This is a genomic window from Pseudofrankia coriaricola, from assembly GCF_001854805.1.
GTDB lineage: Bacteria > Actinomycetota > Actinomycetes > Frankiales > Frankiaceae > Pseudofrankia.
Genome location: NZ_MBLO01000235.1, coordinates 85,982 through 103,598 on the forward strand (window position 1 = coordinate 85,982; position 17,617 = coordinate 103,598).

General features: G+C 69.3%; 17 protein-coding genes and 1 pseudogene. 6 read left to right on the forward strand and 12 right to left on the reverse strand.

Annotation, left to right across the window (positions count from 1 at the left end):
• Positions 1-233: 233 nt before the first annotated feature.
• The gene (locus BCD48_RS54255) at positions 234-551 is read left to right on the forward strand and encodes an ABC transporter permease (protein WP_274536598.1); all 318 of its coding nucleotides are present in this window, start codon (positions 234-236) and stop codon (positions 549-551) included.
• Here BCD48_RS54255 and BCD48_RS51645 read toward each other — a convergent pair.
• Both BCD48_RS51645 and BCD48_RS30735 read right to left on the reverse strand, forming a co-directional pair.
• The gene (locus BCD48_RS51645) at positions 545-712 is read right to left on the reverse strand and encodes a hypothetical protein (protein WP_157910588.1); all 168 of its coding nucleotides are present in this window, start codon (positions 710-712) and stop codon (positions 545-547) included. The two genes, BCD48_RS54255 and BCD48_RS51645, sit on opposite strands and share 7 nt — an antisense overlap.
• Before the next feature lie 14 nt (positions 713-726).
• Positions 727-1,266, reverse strand: a complete 540-nt coding sequence (locus BCD48_RS30735) for a TetR/AcrR family transcriptional regulator (RefSeq protein WP_157910589.1) — start codon at positions 1,264-1,266, stop codon at positions 727-729.
• 99 nt (positions 1,267-1,365) lie between these two features.
• Here BCD48_RS30735 and BCD48_RS54260 point away from each other — a divergent pair.
• Positions 1,366-2,106, forward strand: a pseudogene (locus tag BCD48_RS54260) (SDR family oxidoreductase).
• 389 nt (positions 2,107-2,495) lie between these two features.
• Here BCD48_RS54260 and BCD48_RS30745 read toward each other — a convergent pair.
• The 9 genes from BCD48_RS30745 to BCD48_RS30780 all read right to left on the reverse strand — a co-directional run bounded on the left by BCD48_RS30745 (position 2,496) and on the right by BCD48_RS30780 (position 9,150).
• Positions 2,496-2,936 carry a hypothetical protein gene (locus BCD48_RS30745; protein ID WP_071051884.1) on the reverse strand — a complete coding sequence of 147 codons (441 nt, stop codon included), beginning with the start codon at positions 2,934-2,936 and terminating at the stop codon, positions 2,496-2,498.
• Positions 2,937-3,328: 392 nt separating this feature from the next.
• Positions 3,329-3,907 carry a WD40 repeat domain-containing protein gene (locus BCD48_RS50860; RefSeq protein WP_131804132.1) on the reverse strand — a complete coding sequence of 193 codons (579 nt, stop codon included), beginning with the start codon at positions 3,905-3,907 and terminating at the stop codon, positions 3,329-3,331.
• A complete protein-coding gene (locus tag BCD48_RS30750) occupies positions 3,904-4,374 on the reverse strand; it encodes a hypothetical protein (protein ID WP_131804133.1) in 471 nt (156 codons plus the stop codon). The genes BCD48_RS50860 and BCD48_RS30750 overlap by 4 nt, the downstream gene beginning before the upstream one ends.
• Positions 4,375-5,189: 815 nt before the next feature.
• A complete protein-coding gene (locus tag BCD48_RS30755; RefSeq protein WP_071051886.1) occupies positions 5,190-5,606 on the reverse strand; it encodes a nitroreductase/quinone reductase family protein in 417 nt (138 codons plus the stop codon).
• A 15-nt stretch (positions 5,607-5,621) separates the two neighbouring features.
• Positions 5,622-6,533, reverse strand: a complete 912-nt coding sequence (locus BCD48_RS30760; RefSeq protein ID WP_071051887.1) for an alpha/beta hydrolase — start codon at positions 6,531-6,533, stop codon at positions 5,622-5,624.
• Between the two features lie 100 nt (positions 6,534-6,633).
• A complete protein-coding gene (locus BCD48_RS52580) occupies positions 6,634-6,822 on the reverse strand; it encodes a hypothetical protein (RefSeq protein WP_071051888.1) in 189 nt (62 codons plus the stop codon).
• Positions 6,819-7,259: a nuclear transport factor 2 family protein gene (locus BCD48_RS30770; protein ID WP_071051889.1), complete on the reverse strand. Its 441-nt coding sequence runs from the start codon at positions 7,257-7,259 to the stop codon at positions 6,819-6,821. Before BCD48_RS30770 ends, BCD48_RS52580 begins: the two co-directional genes overlap by 4 nt.
• A 14-nt stretch (positions 7,260-7,273) precedes the next feature.
• Entirely contained in the window at positions 7,274-8,179 is a 906-nt protein-coding gene (locus BCD48_RS30775; protein ID WP_241842124.1) for an oxidoreductase, read from the reverse strand.
• The gene (locus tag BCD48_RS30780; protein WP_083419453.1) at positions 8,176-9,150 is read right to left on the reverse strand and encodes an MBL fold metallo-hydrolase; all 975 of its coding nucleotides are present in this window, start codon (positions 9,148-9,150) and stop codon (positions 8,176-8,178) included. The genes BCD48_RS30775 and BCD48_RS30780 overlap by 4 nt, the downstream gene beginning before the upstream one ends.
• Positions 9,151-9,289: 139 nt before the next feature.
• Here BCD48_RS30780 and BCD48_RS30785 point away from each other — a divergent pair, with 139 nt between their 5' ends.
• From BCD48_RS30785 to BCD48_RS30800, 4 genes are all read left to right on the forward strand, one after another.
• Entirely contained in the window at positions 9,290-11,932 is a 2,643-nt protein-coding gene (locus BCD48_RS30785) for a winged helix-turn-helix domain-containing protein (protein WP_071051890.1), read from the forward strand.
• A 943-nt stretch (positions 11,933-12,875) separates the two neighbouring features.
• Positions 12,876-14,084 (forward strand): CaiB/BaiF CoA transferase family protein, encoded by a 1,209-nt coding sequence (locus tag BCD48_RS30790; protein WP_241842125.1) that lies wholly within the window; start codon positions 12,876-12,878, stop codon positions 14,082-14,084.
• Entirely contained in the window at positions 14,081-15,316 is a 1,236-nt protein-coding gene (locus BCD48_RS30795) for a CaiB/BaiF CoA transferase family protein (RefSeq protein WP_071051892.1), read from the forward strand. Before BCD48_RS30790 ends, BCD48_RS30795 begins: the two co-directional genes overlap by 4 nt.
• 169 nt (positions 15,317-15,485) lie before the next feature.
• Complete coding sequence (locus BCD48_RS30800; protein ID WP_083419454.1) at positions 15,486-16,751, forward strand: ABC transporter substrate-binding protein; 1,266 nt, start codon at positions 15,486-15,488, stop codon at positions 16,749-16,751.
• A gap of 105 nt (positions 16,752-16,856) precedes the next feature.
• Here the strand turns inward: BCD48_RS30800 and BCD48_RS30805 are convergent, their stop codons facing one another.
• Complete coding sequence (locus BCD48_RS30805) at positions 16,857-17,570, reverse strand: TetR/AcrR family transcriptional regulator (RefSeq protein WP_241842126.1); 714 nt, start codon at positions 17,568-17,570, stop codon at positions 16,857-16,859.
• Positions 17,571-17,617 lie beyond the last annotated feature (47 nt).

Consider the following 17,617-nt stretch of genomic DNA (forward strand, 5'->3'; position numbering starts at 1 on the left):
GACCTCCGGCGGTCGTAACATCGCGACATGCGCAACATTGGCGCGCCGGGTCAGTTTTCCTAAGTGCGCGAGCTGCCGTTACCGACGATTATTCGCAGATCCGTCGCCTGGATCCGCCAATTGGCGGATGCTGCTGCGCCGACACGGCAACGTGGCGCTATCACATTGACCGGATGTCGTAGCCACCTGGTCGCAGGCAGTCGCTGCGCGACGCCCGCGTTCTGGCGCACGAGATCGGCCGCGAGCGCGCTGAGCTCGGCTACGCGGTCTCCTGGGGATGCGCCTGCCTGGGCCTGGCCAGCAAGGGCGTCGAGACCGCCCAAGCCCTGGGCCTGCTCCTGCTGCTCCCGATCGTCTTCGTATCCAACGCCCTGGTCCCCACCCAGCGCATGACCCCCTGGCTGCGCGACCTCACCACCTGGAACCCGATCAGCGCCGTCACCGCCGCCGCCCGCGAACTGCTCGGCAACCCCAACCCAGCGGCCTCGATCGACGCGTGGCCCATGCAGCACCCCGTCCACGCGACCCCGATCTGGTCATCGGACTACTGATCATCTTCGTCCCCACCGCCACCGTCCTCTACCGGCGCCGTGCCGCCGGATATCCGGTCGCGAGGCGCGGCCAGGACGCATTCAGATCGCGCGTCCAACCGGTGGACCTCCTGGAAGAAGTCACCGCCCAGGCTCTCGAAGATCTTGTCCTGTGCCTTCACGTCCCAGGCCGCCTTCACGTCCTCGCCCGCAACCCGTCGAGCACGATGCGCAGGAGTCGCGTGGAGCGCTCGTCGCGGTCGGCGGTCAGGTCCAGGCGCCAGAGGAACCCAACTAGCAGCAGCACGTCCTCTCCGGAGACGTCGCCGCGGATGCTGCCGTCTGCCTTGCCCGCATCGAGGATGAGGTCGATCGGCGCCAGATCCGGGTAGTGCTCCTCGCCGGCGAACTGCTCACGCATCGCGGCGTGCATGGCATCGCTCAGGCCTTTCTTGATCCGACCGTACTCGGCGAGCTGACTCAGCCAGGCAGCCAGCGCCTCGACCGGCGGCTGTTGCTCGAGCAGCTTCGGCGCGGCATCGACGAGCTCCGCCATGTCCGCGCGATGCACCTCCATCACGAGGTCCTGCCACGTCGGGAAGTGCCGGTACAGCGTCCCCTGACCCACGCCGGCCGCCCGCGCGACCGCGGCCATGGTCGGCGTCTGCCCGGCACTGAGCGCCGCGCGAGCGACGTCGAGAATCCGTTCCTTGTTCCGCCTCGCGTCCGCGCGCAACGTCACCCCTCTCGACAAACGGACACCTGTCCACTACCGTCGATCTGGACATCCGTCCGGTTCCAGCGTACCGGCGGTGATCGGAAGGTCGGACTTCACATGCATGCGCGAATCGACGAAGCAGTCGTCGCGATCACTGGCGCGAGCAGCGGCATCGGTGCCGCGACCGCAGAACACCTCGGGGCGCGAGGGGCCAGGGTCGTGCTGGGCGCGCGACGGGAGGACCGGCTCAAAGAGGTAGTCGACCGGGTTATCGCGAGCGGCGGTGATGCGACCGGACTGGTCATGGACGTGACTCGCCGTGACGATCTCGTCCGGCTCGTCGGCACGGCGGTCTAGCGGCACGGGCGGCTCGACGTCCTCGTCTCCAACGCCGGCACCCTGACGGTGTCGCCGTTCGATGACATGCGGCAGGACGACTGGGACGCGATGGTGGCGACGAACATCACCGGAGTGCTCAACGGGATCGCGGCGGCGCTGCCCGTGTTCCGGCGCCAGCGTTCGGGCCAATTCGTAAATGTGGCCTCGACCGCGGCGTATGTCGTGAAGTCCCCGCAGGGCGTCTACGCGGCTACGAAGACCGCAGTCAAGGTACTCACCGAGGGGCTGCGGCAGGAGTCGGGTCCGGACCTGCGCGTCACCCTCGTGTCGCCGGGCTTCACCGACACCGAGGGCGTCGGCAAAGGCGCGAGCCCGGAGGCGGCAGCGGCGCTGGCCCGTCAACGCGAGGAGATCGCCATGCCACCGTCCGCTGTCGCCGCCGCAGTCGGCTACGCGATCGCACAGCCCGCCGGCATCGACATCAGCGAAATTGTCGTCCGCCCCACCATCCAGTCCTGATCACAACAAGGAGAAGAATCATGTAGGACTACAGCCAGCCCTTGCGGGGCAAGGTCGCCGTGATCAGCAGGCAGTCTCCGTATTGGCGACGTTGACCTTCAGCGTCGACTTCGCATCGACGCTGGTCAGCGCCTCGCGAATGTAACGCCACCGTTACTAAGATCAGTAAAATGGGGCGCAAGAACTGGATGTTGCTGGACCGACGATCAACGCGTGTTTGATATCGTCTTACTCACGATGAGCAACATCAACTGCTGATAACCCTGGCTTTCGACCACCGCAGTCGGGCCGAGGTCGATCTAACTACGAGATCGCGCTTTCGTCCGATGAGACGCGGATCGCGCTTTCAGAAATGCCCGCGCAGGACGGGTCCAAGCCCAAGCGTGTGATCAGGAGCGGTCGCGCGTTTCCATCCGGTCCGCCACCAGACGGGCGAAGGCGGCGGCCCGACGAGCGGCGATGGTGGCCGCGCGCGCCTCCTTGGCGCCGGGACAGCGAGCGTGCCTGGTCGTGAGGCGAGCGCGCGCGGCGACTGCGACGCGGGCGGCGACCGGGATGCGGATTCGGACATCGTCGAGGGCGCTGCGGGTGGCATTATCGGCGTCGAGGGCGGCCGCGTGGGCGGCGCTTGCCGCTCGGTCGCTGCCCGTATGGGTATCGCGGTCCTCCGCATCTTGGTAATGGAGACCCTTGTGTCTTCCGTAGCCGGCGTAGGGGTCGGAGTAGCGAAGCCTCATCGAGTTGTAGGCGGCGATGTACCTGGCGGCCGAGTCGGCGGCGACGTCGGCGCGTTCAGCGAGCCGTCGCAGCTCGGCGGGGTTTGCGGCCACAAGAGCGGCCCCCTCGATTGGAGGTTGTCAGCTGAATCCGTGTGTCGAACTGTACCTACACCTAATGACACCTACACAAGTGCGGAGGCACCCGAGCGGCACCAAGGGCCTTCGCCCCCGGGATGAAACGCTCCGTATCCCCTACCCCAGAGCAACTCCGGACGAGGGTTCTTGCACCGCTAGGTCTACGTTCCAGGCCAGGTGAGGCATCCGGGGGACGAGACCCATCCCGCCCTGCTCGTTATACGTGAGCGCTTGTGGGGTGACGGATTCGGGGAGCCGTGGTCCTGCCTGGTGCCGTGCCGCCTCGATCGACGTGGGGTCATCAGTGCCAGGCCTGGAAGGCGGTTGGCACCCTTGGCTCATGGTTCGCGAAGTCCGGTATCGGCTGACTATCCTCTCTCGGGGCCGTAATGCTCGCCGACCTGGATGACGTGGCGGAAACGGTATTGCAGCACCGCCCCGAGTGCCTCCACGTGCGGTCGGAGCCGCGGCGGGAGTCCATGCGCGACGGCATCCTGGACCTGGGTCAGGTGGTCGGGAGTCGCGTCTACGAGCGGTAACTGGAAAAGGTAGGCGATCTTCAGTGCGCGCAGGTCCCATAGCTCGATGGTGCCGTCATGATACGTCCCAGCCAGGAAGGCCCCACAGGGGGATGCGGCCAACGCGCGGATTCGTTTGCCTGTTTTAATCGAAAGTAGTCTCGAGGCGCTGATCCAGTCTGACACTTCGATGTTTCCGTTCTCGGCGGCCGCCACAACAATCGCGGTCTCCCCGATCGACACAATATCCACGATCGGGCTCCTGCCAGCCACGGAGAAGGAGCGGCCCACCCCCTTGCTGCCCGAACTGAAATTGACTCCGACATCGCCCTGCCTGGTCCCGACCAGAATTTCGTCGCCTGCCGGGGCGAAAGCGATATGGGAAGGACGAGGGTCGTAGCGAGAAGAGTAGCCCTCGCCATAGCTCACCGAAGTCGCGTCGCCCAGGGCGCCGGAGCGTCCGACGATCTTTCCGGTAAGATATCCGCATCGCGCAGCCGGGCTGCCGCAAGCAGACCCCATTCGAACCGCAGGTCGAAAACGAGACTCCAAGCCTCCTGGCACCGCCCCGCCGAGATCAGCGACTCGAGCAGGTAGTCCGCCGTCTCAGCGTTGAGGTCGCGTACTCCGGCGCGCCGGTCATCGCCGACCAGGATCTGTAGCGTGTCCACGCGTCCGCGCTGACAGGCGGCCCGAATGCGGTCCCGGCCCGACGCTGGGCGGGCGCGGTAGGCGGCGGCGAGCAGACGTCCATCCGGGTCCGACTCGTGGTAACGGTCCCACTGATCGGTCAGCACCAAGTAGGCCGCGCGGTCGGCGTCCAGCGCGGGCAGGTAGCCAGCTTCGATCGCAGCCGCCCTCGCCTCACCACCCTGGCTGAGTGCGATCTCGCACATAAGATGCTGCGCCGCCGGATCGGGTAGCGAACGCAGCGCCAGACGGATGCGGTCAGCCCGACGCGGCAGTGACTCGGGCAGCCACCCGAGAAGGACCTCCACCGTGTTCGGCATCCGCCCCCCGAGCAGGTCACCACGACTGATGGCTCGGGCAAGCCGGTCGGCGGCCCGACCAGCCCGCCGACGTCTGTAGAAGCCGTCGCCCGTGCAAACCTGCCACACCAGGCGGTCGACCGTCCGCGCTCGCACTCCTAAACCCTTCCTCATCGGTCACCCAGCCCGCGCGTCCTGTCGGCGTTCATAGCTGACGAACGTCGTCTCGACGACAGTCGGATCCTGGGCGGGGAAGCACCGGAACACACATCCTCTGACGCACTCACGATAGAACGCCCACCTCCGCAGTGAGCGCCTTGCTCGCCAAACACGTCATCGGCAGCGGCGGGGATGCGTCCACACTTCGCCCGGGCGGAGCGTCGGGAAGCGAAACGGCGGCGCCAGGCACCGCGGGGCATGGGGAGAATGCGCTGAACACGGCCACTGTGATGTACGCCGGGTCGCTGAGGATCGCGAGCGTCTCCTCGAGAAGATGATCCCCGGATTCACCGAGCCACTCGGGAGGCAGAACCATTGATCCACGATGGCCCGGCCGCGCCGGGCCTGGTTGTCCGGGGTCAGCCGCCTCGGGCCGCAGGCGACAGGCGACAGGCGACAGGCGACAGGCTTATGATCCGGATGTGCGCCGAGCGCTGGCCCCGCCGCTACCGCAGGTAGCCGTTTGCGTCGAAGCCAACTGGGACTCGAACGAGACGTGGCCGTTAACGTACGGTGATGACGGCGACCGGGAATTTCCGGTCGGTTTGTTTCTCGTATGTCGCGGCGTCTGGCCAATATGCGCGCCACACGCCGTACAGCTGGTCCCAGTCGTCGTCGCGGCCGGGGCGTACCACCCGGTGGTCGGCCTGCGCCGTGTCGGCGCCCAGCTCGATGGTGACGGGGCCTTCGACGGCCTCTAGGTTGGCCACCCATTGCGGGTCCTGCGGCGCACCGCCTGCGCTGCCGCAGACGATGTACGAGTCGCCGTGGGGCGCCGCGACGAGCGGGTTGACGAACTGCTTGCCGGACTTGCGGCCGGGAGTGTGTAGCAGGAGGGTGGTCCTGCCCTCGAAAGGACCGCCGAGGACGCCGTCGTTGGCCCGGAAGCTCTCGATCATCGTGTCGTTGAACGTAGCCATGCGTTCTGCCTTTCCCTATCCGGTGACGCGTTCTGCGCTGGCAAGATGCGTCGACAGGAGTTGTCCGGCCCGGTCCAGCGCGCCGACCGCTTCGTCGAGGATCGGATAGAAGGTCTGGAAGACGTGCGGTACTCCGGGGGTGATGTCGAGGGTGACGTCGACGTCGGCGGTGGCGGCCTGTCGCGCGAGGCGGACGGCGTCGTCAAGGAGCACCTCGTGGGTTCCGACCTGGATGATCAGCGGCGGCAGGCGGGACAGGTCGGCGAATATGGGGCTGATCAGCCCGGAAGCGGCGTCTTGACTGGCCGTGTAGTCGGCGACTCGGGTTTGAAGATTTTCTCGACTCATTAGTACGTCGACCTCCCCCTTGGTGTCCATGGTCGCCCCGGCCAGCGTGAGGTCGGCATACGGTGACATGACGAGGGCCGCGGCCGGCAGGGGCAGCCCGTGATCGCGGGCGTTGACCAGGGTGGCGATCGCGAGTCCGCCGCCGGCGGACTCGCCCGCGAAGACGATGTCCGACGGTGCGGTGCCGTTGTGCAGGAGGGCTTCGTAGGCGGTCAGGGCGTCGTCGACCGCTGCTGGATACGGATGCTCGGGGGCAAGCCGGTAGTCGACGGAGATGACCTTTGCGTGCGTCCGCCGGCCGATCTGGGAGGCCAGGTTGGCGGCGCTGACGGCGTCCCCCAGTACGTACACGCCGCCGTGAAAGTACAGGACGACATGGCGGGGTTCGATGCCGTCGATGGTGATCTCGGCAGTGGGTACGCCGCCCAGTGCGGCTGCGGTCACGGTCACGTCGGCGGGCAGTGGCTGCGCCGACACCAACTCCTTGAGCAGTCGCCGTTGCTCGATGACATCGATGCCGTCAGGGAAGACTGACTGTCGCAGGATCGCGTCGAGGGTCTCTCGCTGCTCGGTGCTCACCGAGGATCTCCCTTCCCCTGGGATTCGCGTCAGCGCTCCCGAGGCGGCGCTCGCCGACGGCAAATCCGCTGCTGAATCTCCTGCCGGGAGGCAGGCCCTTCTAGCCTTGTCGTCCGGCAGGTGAGGACACGTCACCGGATTCCGGTGATTCGCGCGACCGGAGGCTCCGGGTGGAAGCGCGCATCCGGCCGACGGCGTCGCGGCGGTCGGCACAGTGCGCATAGGCGTCGACGAGGTCGCGGATCGCCAGCCGGTCGGCCGCTTCGGCGCCCGTGATCGGCGTGGTCATGAGCGGGTGATGGCGGCGTCGAGGGCGCCGAGGACACCGAGTTGGGCGAGGATCACGGTGCCCGACGGGTAGCAGTCGAACCGTTCGATCCTGCCGTCACGCAGCTGGAACACGTCACAGCACGGGGCGTCCATCCGGTTGCCGGTCGGTGCGATGATCCCGTCGCCGGCCTGGAGCGGCCCGTCGTGGGTGCCCTGCAGCGCGAGCTGGACGATGACCATGTCGCCGTTGACGTAGACCTGGTGGAGTTCGCGGTGCATGTCGGAGAACGCCCGCCCGTAGTTGTCCAGCGGGAACGTCCGGTCCTGGCCGCGGTAGGTGACCCCGATCGACTCGTCGGTGAACGTCCCGTCGGGGGTGAACGCGGCCAGCCAGCCTTCGGTGTCTTTGGCCTCGGCGATCCGGTACGCGTTGCGGATGATCTCTTCGTTGTCCACGGTCGTCAGCTCGTTCAGGGTCGGAAATGGCGGGTCAGTTCGGTGCGGGCCGTGTCGTCGAGACGGACGTCGGCGGCGGCGAGGTTCTCGGCGAGGTGGCCGCGGGTGCGGGTGCCCGGGATGAGCAGAATGTTCGACGCGAGGTCCAGCAGCCAGGCGAGCGCGGCCTGCACCGGTGTCGCGCCAAGCCGCGCGGCGGTCGCCGTGAGCACGGGTTCGGTGAGCAGCCGGCGCCGCTGGTCTCCGGCCAAGCCCAGTGGGCAGTACGGGACGAACGCGATGCCATGGGCCTCACATTCGGCCAGTACGTCGCGGGCAGACTGGTCGGCCAGGTTGAACAGGTTCTGCACGCACACGATCTCGGTCTGTGCCCTGGCCCGGACCAGGTGTTCCCGGGAGACGTTGCTGATGCCGACACCGCCGATGAGGCCCTCGTCGCGGGCCTGGACGAGGGCGGCGATCTGGGCGTCGAACCGCCGGCCCGCGGGTGCGGCCGGGTCCGCGATCCGCAGGTTCACCGCGGCAAGCCGGTCGATGTCCAGGGTGGTGAGGTTGTCCTCGATGTCTTGGCGAAGTTCGTGCGGGTCGTCGAAGGGCACCAGCGCGCCGTCGGTGTCGCGTCGTGCGGCGACCTTGCTGACGATCGCGAGGCTCGCCGGGTAGGGGTGCAGCGCCTCGCGGATGAGTTGGTTGACGGTGCCGGGCCCGTAGTACTGGGCTGTGTCGATGTGGTCGACGCCGGCGGCGACGGCCGCCTGCAGTACCCGGACCGCCTCGGCGCCATCGCGTGTCGCCGGTCCGAAGAACCCGTCGCCGGCCAGCTGCATCGCCCCGTACCCGGCTCTGTGCACCCGCCACGGGCCGAGCGGGAAGTACCCGCCCAGGTCCGGACGGCTGGCTCGGGCGCCGGGTGTGGTCACGGGTGGACCTGGGAGCCCGCGCCGAGGTCCAGGCGCATCGACTGCAGGATCGTGAAGGTGGTGCTGGTGGTGAACGCCGGCACGTCCGCGGCCGCGAGCACGCCGGTGTACTGGGCGATGATGGGTGCGGCTGCCTTTGCTGTGACGGCGTCGAGGTAGCCGCCGACCGCCGCCCACACGTTCGCGCCGTACCTCACGAAGTACGGTGTCGGATCCACCGATCCCAGCGCGGCACGGCAGCTGTCGACAATGTCGGCGATGTAGCGCTGGTGCAGGGCAATGTCGTCGCGGGTACCGAGCCGACCGAGGTGCCCGCCGATGTAGTGCGTCCATGGATAGGACAGAGCCTGGGCGGGGGCGTCGAGATAGCCTGGAACGTCCTCGCTGAGGTTGAGGTTGTAGATCGGTACCCAGCCGATGTTGACGATGTCGATGAGCATCAGCGCGTCGTGGTCCGGGAAGTGGATGAAGATGTTGTCCGGCGAGTGATTCGGGCCGTGAAACGCCAGCTCGACTCGCTCTCCGCCGACCTGCAGCGTGTACCGATCCTCAAAGGTGACCTCGGGCGCCGGGCGGGTCGGGTCGTTGTCGCGAAGCAGCAGCCGCCGCGTCTCGACGTGACCGATGCGGACCACGTCGTCGCCGAACAGGTCCGCCGCCCCAGCGTGGTCGGCGTGGTGGTGGGAATACACCAGATGCGTCACCGTGTTCGGGACGCCTTCGGCCGCGGTGATCTCATCGACGGCACGACGCAGGTTGTGTCCGATCGTCGGTGGGGCGTCGAAGAGCGCCACCCCGTCGCGGGTGGCCAAGAACGCGCACTGGTAAGTGCCGTCGGTCACCCAGAACAGGTTGCGCTGGACTCTGCCAACGTAGAAGCCGTGGTCGTTGAGGGCCGGGCCGAGCGCCAAGTCCGGGACCGGCGCGTAGTCGGGCAGCGGCTGGGGTTCGTCGGTGGCGGCTGATGTCATCACGATCTCCGCTCAAATTCGCCCGGCCTGACTGGCCGGTCGCTTGAGCGTTGTCGCCGACCGGATGACCGGTCGTCACCAGATTCCGGTGATTCGCGTGCGATAGGCTGACACGGTGCCACGTTCAGAGGGCACGCGGATGGCCGCGTCCACCACGGTCGATCCGCCACACGCCCCTGGACCAGGGCTGATCAGCCGACCCGGTCTGCTTGCCGCACTGGACCGCGCCACTGAGCGTCGGGTAACGGTCATCTCGGCACCCGCCGGCAGTGGAAAAACGTCGCTCCTGCGGACCTGGGCCGGCCACGCCGCGACAGATCGCCGCATCGTGTTCCTGACCGTGCGGCCGGGCCAAGCCGACCCGCACCAGTTCTGGCTCGCTCTGCTAGCCGCGATCCGGGCGGCGTGCCACGCAGACCCGCCGTCGCCGACACCGGACTTCGACGGTCCCACGATGGTCGCCCAGGTTCTGGGTGAACTCGCCGCCCTCGACGGTGCCACCGCACTGATCATCGACGATCTCCACGAGCTGCATTCGACGTCCGCGATCGAGCATCTCACCGAACTGCTGGCGAACCTTCCCGCCGCGGTGCACGCGGCTGTCGCCACCCGACACGACTCGCCCCTGCGCCTGCACCGGCTGCGTCTGGACGGGGAACTCGCCGAGATCCGCGCCGCGCAGCTGACCTTCACCGCGAGCGAAACCCGTCAGCTACTCTCCGCCGCCGGCGTCGACCTACCCGAGCGCCTCGTCGCCGTCCTGCACCAGCGGACCGAGGGCTGGGCCGCAGGCCTTCGCCTGGCCGCGCTGTCCCTGTCCGGCAACCCCGATCCGGCCGGGTTCGTGGCGGAGTTCTCCGGCACCGACCGCACCGTCGCCGAGTACTTGATGGCCGAAATGCTCGACCGGCAGCCGGCGGACGTCCAGCGGCTGCTGCTGCGCACCAGCGTGCTCGACCGGATCAACGGCGAGCTGGCCGATCTGCTCACCGGCGCCACCGGCTCAGAGGGGCTCCTGCTCGACTTGGAGGACACCAACGCGTTCGTCGTCTCCCTCGACCCCGGCCGCACCTGGTTCCGGTTCCATCACCTAGTCGCCGACATGCTCGCCCTGCAACTGCGCCGCACCGAACCCGGCCAGGTGCCCAAGCTGCACCGACTCGCCGCCGGCTGGTTGACCGAGCGCAACCACCCCGTCGAGGCCATCGGCCACCTCCAAGCCGCCGGCGACTGGAGCGCCGCAGCCCGGCTGCTCACCGACCACGCGCTCAGCCTCACCCTCGACGGCCACGCCGCCACCGTGACCAGCCTGCTCCAGGCGTTTCCTGCCCCGATCCGCGACACGCATCCGGATTTGGCGCTGGTGGACACCATCGCCGACCTCGACCGGATGCGCCTGGACCACGCCGCCGCGCACCTCGACACCGTGCGCACCTACGCCGCAACGTCCCCAGCGGTCCACCGCGACCAGTTGAACCTGGCGATCGCGTCGCTGGACCTGCTACTCGCCCGGCTCCGCGGCCACTTCGACGGTGTCATCGCCCAGATCGACACCCTCTCCAGCGCCGGCACCATCGGTGGCGGCCTCGCCCTTGGCGCCGACCTGCGGGCCCTGGCCCTGATGAACCTCGGCGTCACCGAAGCCTGGTCGCTACGGCTGGCCGACAGCGAACGACACCTCCGCGACGGCGCCGCCCTCGCCCACGACATCAACCGCCCCTACCTCGAGGTCGCCTGCCGCGCCCACCTCGGATTCGCCGCGATCGCCCACTCATTCGGCCAGGCCCGGCAGCACTGCGAGGACGCCATCGCCTTGGCCGCCCGGCATGGCTGGGCCACCGCACCGGTGATCGCACCGGCGCTGGCGACACTCGCCGGCACCCTCATCTGGACCGGAGAACTCGACCACGGCCGGCAATGGCTCGACCAGGCCCGGACCGCCGCCCACGGTGGCGGCGAACCCGGCCTTGAACTCCTGCTGCACCTCGTCGACGGCGTCTCGTATGCCGCACGAGGCCAGCACCCGCAAGCCCTCACCGCATTCACCACCGCCGCACGAGTCCAGACCCGCATGGCGGGACGGCACGGGCTTACCACCTGGGTCACCGCCTGGACGATCGCCACCCAGGCCCGCCTCGGACTGCTCGACCAAGCCGCAGCAACCCTCGCCACCGTCGACCCCGACCTAGCGGCCACCGGCGAAATGCGTAACGCCACCGCGGCGCTGCACCTTGCCGCCCACCAACCCGACGCCGCCCGGCACGCCCTCCGGCCGGTACTCGACGGCACCGCACCGGTCAACCCCTACCTCACCCGCGTCGAGGCCCACCTCCTCGACGCGCTCGCCCACCGTGACCTCGGCGACCTTCCCGCGGCTCGCGCCTGCGTCGAGCAGGCACTCGAGATCGCCGGACCCGACCGGCTGATCGCGCCGTTCTCGATGACCGGGGCATGGCAACTTCTCGAGATGGCGCCCTCGCGTGCCACCGCCCACGCCGCCCTGATCGCCGACATCCGCGACGCCGTCCACGGCACGACCCCCGCGACCCCCGCCGTCGCGCCGGGGCAGCCGCACGAGCAGCTCAGCCCCAGCGAACTGCGAGTACTGCGGTACCTGCCCACCAACCTCACCCGACCTGAAATCGCCCACGAACTGTCCGTCTCCGTCAACACCATCAACACACATATCCGCCACATCTACACCAAACTCGGCGCCACCGGCCGCTCCAGCGCCGTCGACCGCGGCCGTGAACTACGGTTGTTAGCCACGGGCCACTCCTAAAGAGAACGAGCCGCCGCACCGTCCGGCTACTCTCATCGCCACCGGCGCGCGTGACACCGCAAGCGGCCACGAGGTCTTGAGATCAAGATGAGACGACTCTCCCTTGAGGAATCATTTCGTCGATTGCAGAAATTGCGGCAGGCGGTCGAGGCGGGTGGGGGCTCGAATCCGCGACCGGAGAGTCATGAACCGGTCGGGTCCGCCGGAGGCTCAGCGGGGGAGACCGACACCGCGCTCGGCGATCGCGTTGCGCTGGATCTCGTCGGTGCGCCGCCGAGGCGCAGGCCGGGGCGAATAGCAGCCGCTCGATGTCGGCCCCGGGGCGGAGGCGGAGTGGCCCGCCGCGATCCTGGCCCGCGGCAGGTCCAGCGACGGATGGACAGCCGCTCGCGCTCCCGCTCGGTGGCAGGCTCACGTCACGTGTCCCGGTCAGGACGTGCCGGGTCGACGGGTGCACCGCCGAGGCCCTCGGCATGGGTGCACCGCCGAGGCCCTCGGCATCCCGGCGGGCGGCTCGCTGACGCTGCGCCCGGGCGGCAAGCCGGCGGTCGGCGCGGCGCTGGACCGGTCGCCGCTGGCAGCGCGTGAGCCGTCGCGCGTGACCGATCGCGGGTGAGCCGGCTGCCCGTCGCCGACGCCGAGCACACCTGGTCACCGGGCCCCTGCCGCCCCTTGCCGCCGACCGCTGCTGAGGCCGCGTCCCGGGAAGCTGGCTGCGCCAAAGGGCGGACATACGCCGCGAATGGGGCGGAGACCTGGACTTTTCTGTCAAGCGCTTGATAGAAACTGTCCTCCGCGGGTGCTCCACCCGCTCAGGCACCTACCCAGGAGGCAGCGAGTGGTCGGATCGTCGTCGCGGCCCGCCGCCGGCGGGCTGGTCGATCGGTGGGCCGGGTGCCCGGCTGATCTCGAAGCAAGGTCGACGGCCTTACGCCGGATCCGCGTGTGCGACCTGTCCGGCCAGCTGGCCGGCGCCGGGGCGACCAGGATCCTCGCGGCGTTCGGCGCCCAGGTGATCCGTGTCGAGGACCCGGCGACCAGGGGCGGCTGGGACATCGTCCGCGGCGCCCCGCCCTACCGTGACGAACGCCGCGGCATCGAGTTCGGCGGCGGCTTCAACAACCACAACACCGAGAAGCTGGGGATCACGCTCAACCTGCGCACCGAGCGCGGCCGTGACCTGCTCACCCGGCTGATCGCGATCTCCGACGTCGTGACCGAGAACTTCGCCGGCGGGGTGTTCGCCAGGCTCGGCTTCCCGTACGAACGGCTCCAGGAGATCAGGCCCGACATCGTCTACGTCTCCCACAGCGGGTTCGGCGCCACCGGTCCCTACCGCGACTTCCGCACCTGGGGGCCGATCGTGCAGGCGGTGAGCGGCCTGACCTTCACCGCCGGCCTGGAGGGGCAGCCGCCGGCCGGCTGGGGCTTCTCGTACATGGACCACATGGGCGCCTACGCGATGGCGATCGCGACGTTCGCGGCGCTGTGGCACCGCGACCAGACGGGCGAGGGGCAGTGGGTGGATGTGGCCGGCGTCGAGGTCGGCCTGAGCCTCACCGGTCCCGACATCCTCGACCACCACCTAAACGGGCGTACCCCGCGAGCGCCGGGATCCGTCGACTCCAACCGCGGCGGCGCCCCCGCGATGGCACCGCACGGGATCTACCCCGCGCTGGGGGAGGACCGCTGGATTGCGCTGGCCTGCCGCGACGACCTGGACTGGCGGCGCCTCGCGGACGAGATCGGCCAGCCCTGGGCCGTGGGCGCCGAGCTGGCGACGCTCGCCGCCCGGCTCGCCGACCAGGACGCGCTCGACGCCCGGCTGGCCGCGTGGACCGCCGGACTCGACGGCCAGGAACTCGCGGACCGGCTGGTGGCGGCCGGGATCCCCGCCAGCCCCGTCCGCACGCCGGCCGAGCGGATCGACGGGGCGGCGGCGACACCCGACTGGGATCTCTGGCCGACCGTCACGCATCCCGACATCGGGCCGATGCGGGTCGAGGGGCTGCCGGTGCACCTGTCGGAGACCGACTGGTCACTGCGTCGCGGCGCCCCGCGCCTCGGCGAGCACAACCGTTTCGTCCTGGGCGATCTGCTCGGTGTCGACGAGGCCGAGCAGGCCGAGCTGACGGCCGAGGGGGCCGTGTGACCGGCCCGCTGCACGGCCTGCGCGTCCTGGAGATCGCCGGGGAGTTCTCCGCCTACCCGGGCAAGGTGCTCGCCGACCTGGGAGCGAACGTCGTCGTGGTCGAGCCCCCCGGCGGGTCTGCGACCCGCGGCTGGGGCCCGTTCGCCGGCGACCTGCCGGCGCCCGAGGCGAGCCTGCACTGGCGGCACTACAACACCTCGAAGCGAAGCGTCCTGCTCGATCTGGGCGACGGCACGGGCCGCGAGCGGTTCCGGGTGCTTCTCGCCGACTGCGACGTTCTCCTGGAGGGGCTGCCGGCGCGGGACACCGGCCTGCTCACGCTCGACCCGGCGACCTTCTCGGACGAGTACCCGTCGCTCGTCTGGGTCTCGGTAACGCCGTTCGGGCGGCGCGGGTCGCCCCCCGACGTCCCGGCCACCGACCTCACGCTGATGGCCGGCGGCGGCCCGGTACACAACTGCGGCTACGACGACCACACGTTGCCGCCGGTGCGGGGCGGTGGCGGGCAGAGCGCGCACGTCGCGGGATCCTTCGCCGTCACGGCCGCGCTCACCGCGCTCCTGCACCGCGCGGTGTCCGGGCGTGGGCAGCACGTCGACGTCAGCGTCGACGCCGCGCTCAACGTCTCCAGCGAGCTGGCCACCACCCAGTACCTCACCGACGGGGGCATCGTCGAGCGGCAGACGGGCCGGCACGCGATGGTCGGCGGCAGCGCTCCGACGCAGGTCCAGGCGGCCGACGGGCACCACGTCGTCCTGGGGTTCCCGCCGCGGGCTGCCGAGGACTACGCCTCGATCGTCGAGTGGGTCGACCTGGTCGGGCTGCGCGACGAGTTCCCCGACGTGGTCCTGCTGGAGCTCGGGGCCGAGCGCGGCGGTGTGGCCGTCATCGAGCTCGCGACCGACCCGCTGGCGCAGGAGATCTGGAACGCCTCGCGCGACGCGATGGTTCTGCTCGCCCAGCGCCTCCCGGCGTATGACTTCTTTCTGGGCTGTCAGCGCCGCGGCATCGTCGCGGGATTCGTGGCGTCGCCGGAGGAGGCGGTCGCCGACCCACACCTCGTCGCCCGGGGATTCGCGACCGAGGTGACCGATCCGTATACGGGCCGAGTCGAGACCCATCCTGGGGCGCCGTACCGGTTCAACCATACCGCCTGGTGCATCTCCCGACCGGCTCCCCGGATCGGGGAGCACACCGAGAGTTTTCTCAAGACGGGTTGGAACGAGGACTGACGGCGCGTCTGCGAATCGGCGCTTCTGGGCCTTTCCCGATGCCTCCGAAGAAAGTCGCGCCTCCAATGCCGGCATTCACCACCGTGACAAGAGGAGAAGAACCATGAGAGATATTGGGATCTCGCGTCATCCCGCGGGCCGCCGACGAGCGGGCAGACGCCCAGCCGGGATGACGTTAGCCGCCGCGGCGGCCCTGGCCGCGAGCCTGTTCCTCATCACCGGCTGCGGTGGCGGTGGCGGTGGCGGTGGCGACGACGGCGCCGGCGTCGCGGCCTCGACGGCCGCCGCCGCGGCCGCCGCCGACGTGCTCGGTCCGGCCGCCGTGGCGAAGGGCACCCCGGTCCGGATCGGCATGATCTCGGACGGCAAGGGCCCGGTCTCGGACCTGTCCTACGAGGGGCGCGTCGCCGACGCCACCATCAAGTGGCTCAACGAGCACCGTTCCGGTATCGCCGGCCGGCCGATCGAGCTGGTGAAATGCGATGCCCTGGCGGATCCCGGCAAGGGCACCGACTGCGCCAACCGGATGGTCGAGCAGAACGTCGTGGCCGTCGTCGTCGGCTCGTCCTCGGTCGGGGAGAGCATCTGGACACCGCTGCACCAGGCGAAGATCCCGCTGATGTTCGCGAACACCTCCGCCTCCGCGGCGCTGGCGGACACCCAGTCGACCTTCGAGCTGACCGACCCGTTCTTCGGTCAGATCGACCTGCCGATCCAGCAGGCGAAGGACAAGGGCCTCAAGAAGGTGACCGCGGTCGTGATCGACGTGCCCGTCGTCTCGGACTTCTACAGGTCGGTCGCGCCGTCGAAGTTCAAGGAGAAGGGAATCGACCTCCACGTCGTCGCGGTCCCGCCGGGCACGGCCGACATGACGCCGCAGCTGCGGGACATCGCGACCGGCGACCCGGGTGTCGTGTCGATCATCGGCGGCGACGCCTTCTGCATCAGCGCGCTCAACGGCCTGCGCGCGGTCGGGTACACCGGCCCGGTCGTCGCCCTGGCACTGTGCATCACCGATGCGACGCGCAAGGCGGTGCCGGCCAGCTCCCTCAAGGGCCTGCGAGTCTCCGCGACCGCGCCCGTCGGCACGGACAACCCGTCGACCCGCCTGCTGAACGCCGTCGTCAAGACCTATGGCCACGACATCGACGTCAACCGGCCCGGCACGATGAGCATGTTCACCGTGGTCGCCGCCTTTGGCGCGGCGGTCGAGGGACTCACCGGTGATGTCACGCCCGCGTCGATCACCGCCGCCATCAAGGCGATGCCGGAGAAGGACCTGCCGGGTGCGGAAGGCCTGCGTTTCCGGTGCAACGGCAAGGCGATTCCCGACCAGCCCGGGGTGTGTGTCCGGGGCGGGCTGGTCGCGACGCTGAACGACAAGGGCGAGCCGGCCGGGTTCACGTCGGTCGGAGTCTCACCGATCGGGAACTGAGCCGGTAGCCGATCGAGGGCCGAGCCGGTCGCCGTTTCGGCGGTGACCGGTTCGGCCGGCCGTCGCGCGGGGCCGGTCGTCTCGCCCGCCGGAGAACGGCCGACCCTACTTCGCGGAGCGGTCCATGACCGGGCCGACGACGGCCGCCTCGCGGCCGCGAGGCGCGCCTCCCCGCCCGGACGCGCCCGCCGTGGCCGTGGTCGGGACGCCGCCGGCCAACACGTTCGTGACGGTGTCGGTCAGCATTATCAGCAGATGTCCCTGGGTGGTCTCGACCTGGGAGCTCACCCATTCGGCGACACCGCCGTTCCCGGTGCCGAACAGGACCAGCACCAGCGCGCACGCCACCCGGTAGACGCGTTCCGCCTCACCGACACCCGGGGTGAGCGGGGTGAGCAGCGCCACGACGGCCTCGCTTTGTGGCGAGGACCTCGAGTTCACAAGGTGCCGGAACTCCGGATCGTTCATCAGGGCGACCAGGAAGGGATGGTAGTACCGGCCGGTCTCGTGTTCGGCCATCTCGGTCGCGGCGACCACCATGGCATGGGCGATGTCGCGAATGGTGATGTCCCGGTCCGGGACGTTCACGGCGAACAGCCGCTCGATTTCGGCGCGGAGCTCCTCGGTGCGGGCGTCGACAATCGCGAGCACCAGGGTCGCCTTGGAGCCGAAATGATAGTGGATTGCGTCCCGGCTGATGCCGGCCTCGGCCGTGATCTGCCGGGTCGAGGTGCGAGCGATTCCCTGACTCGCGAAAAGCCGCTCCGCCGTCCGGAGAAGCAGATCCCGCGTGTGGATGCCGCGTGCGTCCTTGCGCACGTCCGGACGAGCAGGAAGCCCTGACATAAATGCCGAGTATACCGGAG

Bases quoted from the DNA above. Each gene is read 5' to 3' on its own strand.
- BCD48_RS30780 (WP_083419453.1), bottom strand. From the start codon at position 9,150: ATGACATCAGCCGCCACCGACGAACCCCAGCCGCTGCCCGACTACGCG.
- BCD48_RS30785 (WP_071051890.1), top strand. From the start codon at position 9,290: ATGGCCGCGTCCACCACGGTCGATCCGCCACACGCCCCTGGACCAGGG.
- BCD48_RS52580 (WP_071051888.1), bottom strand. From the start codon at position 6,822: ATGACCACGCCGATCACGGGCGCCGAAGCGGCCGACCGGCTGGCGATC.
- BCD48_RS30755 (WP_071051886.1), bottom strand. From the start codon at position 5,606: ATGGCTACGTTCAACGACACGATGATCGAGAGCTTCCGGGCCAACGAC.
- BCD48_RS30750 (WP_131804133.1), bottom strand. From the start codon at position 4,374: ATGTGCGAGATCGCACTCAGCCAGGGTGGTGAGGCGAGGGCGGCTGCG.
- BCD48_RS30800 (WP_083419454.1), top strand. From the start codon at position 15,486: ATGACGTTAGCCGCCGCGGCGGCCCTGGCCGCGAGCCTGTTCCTCATC.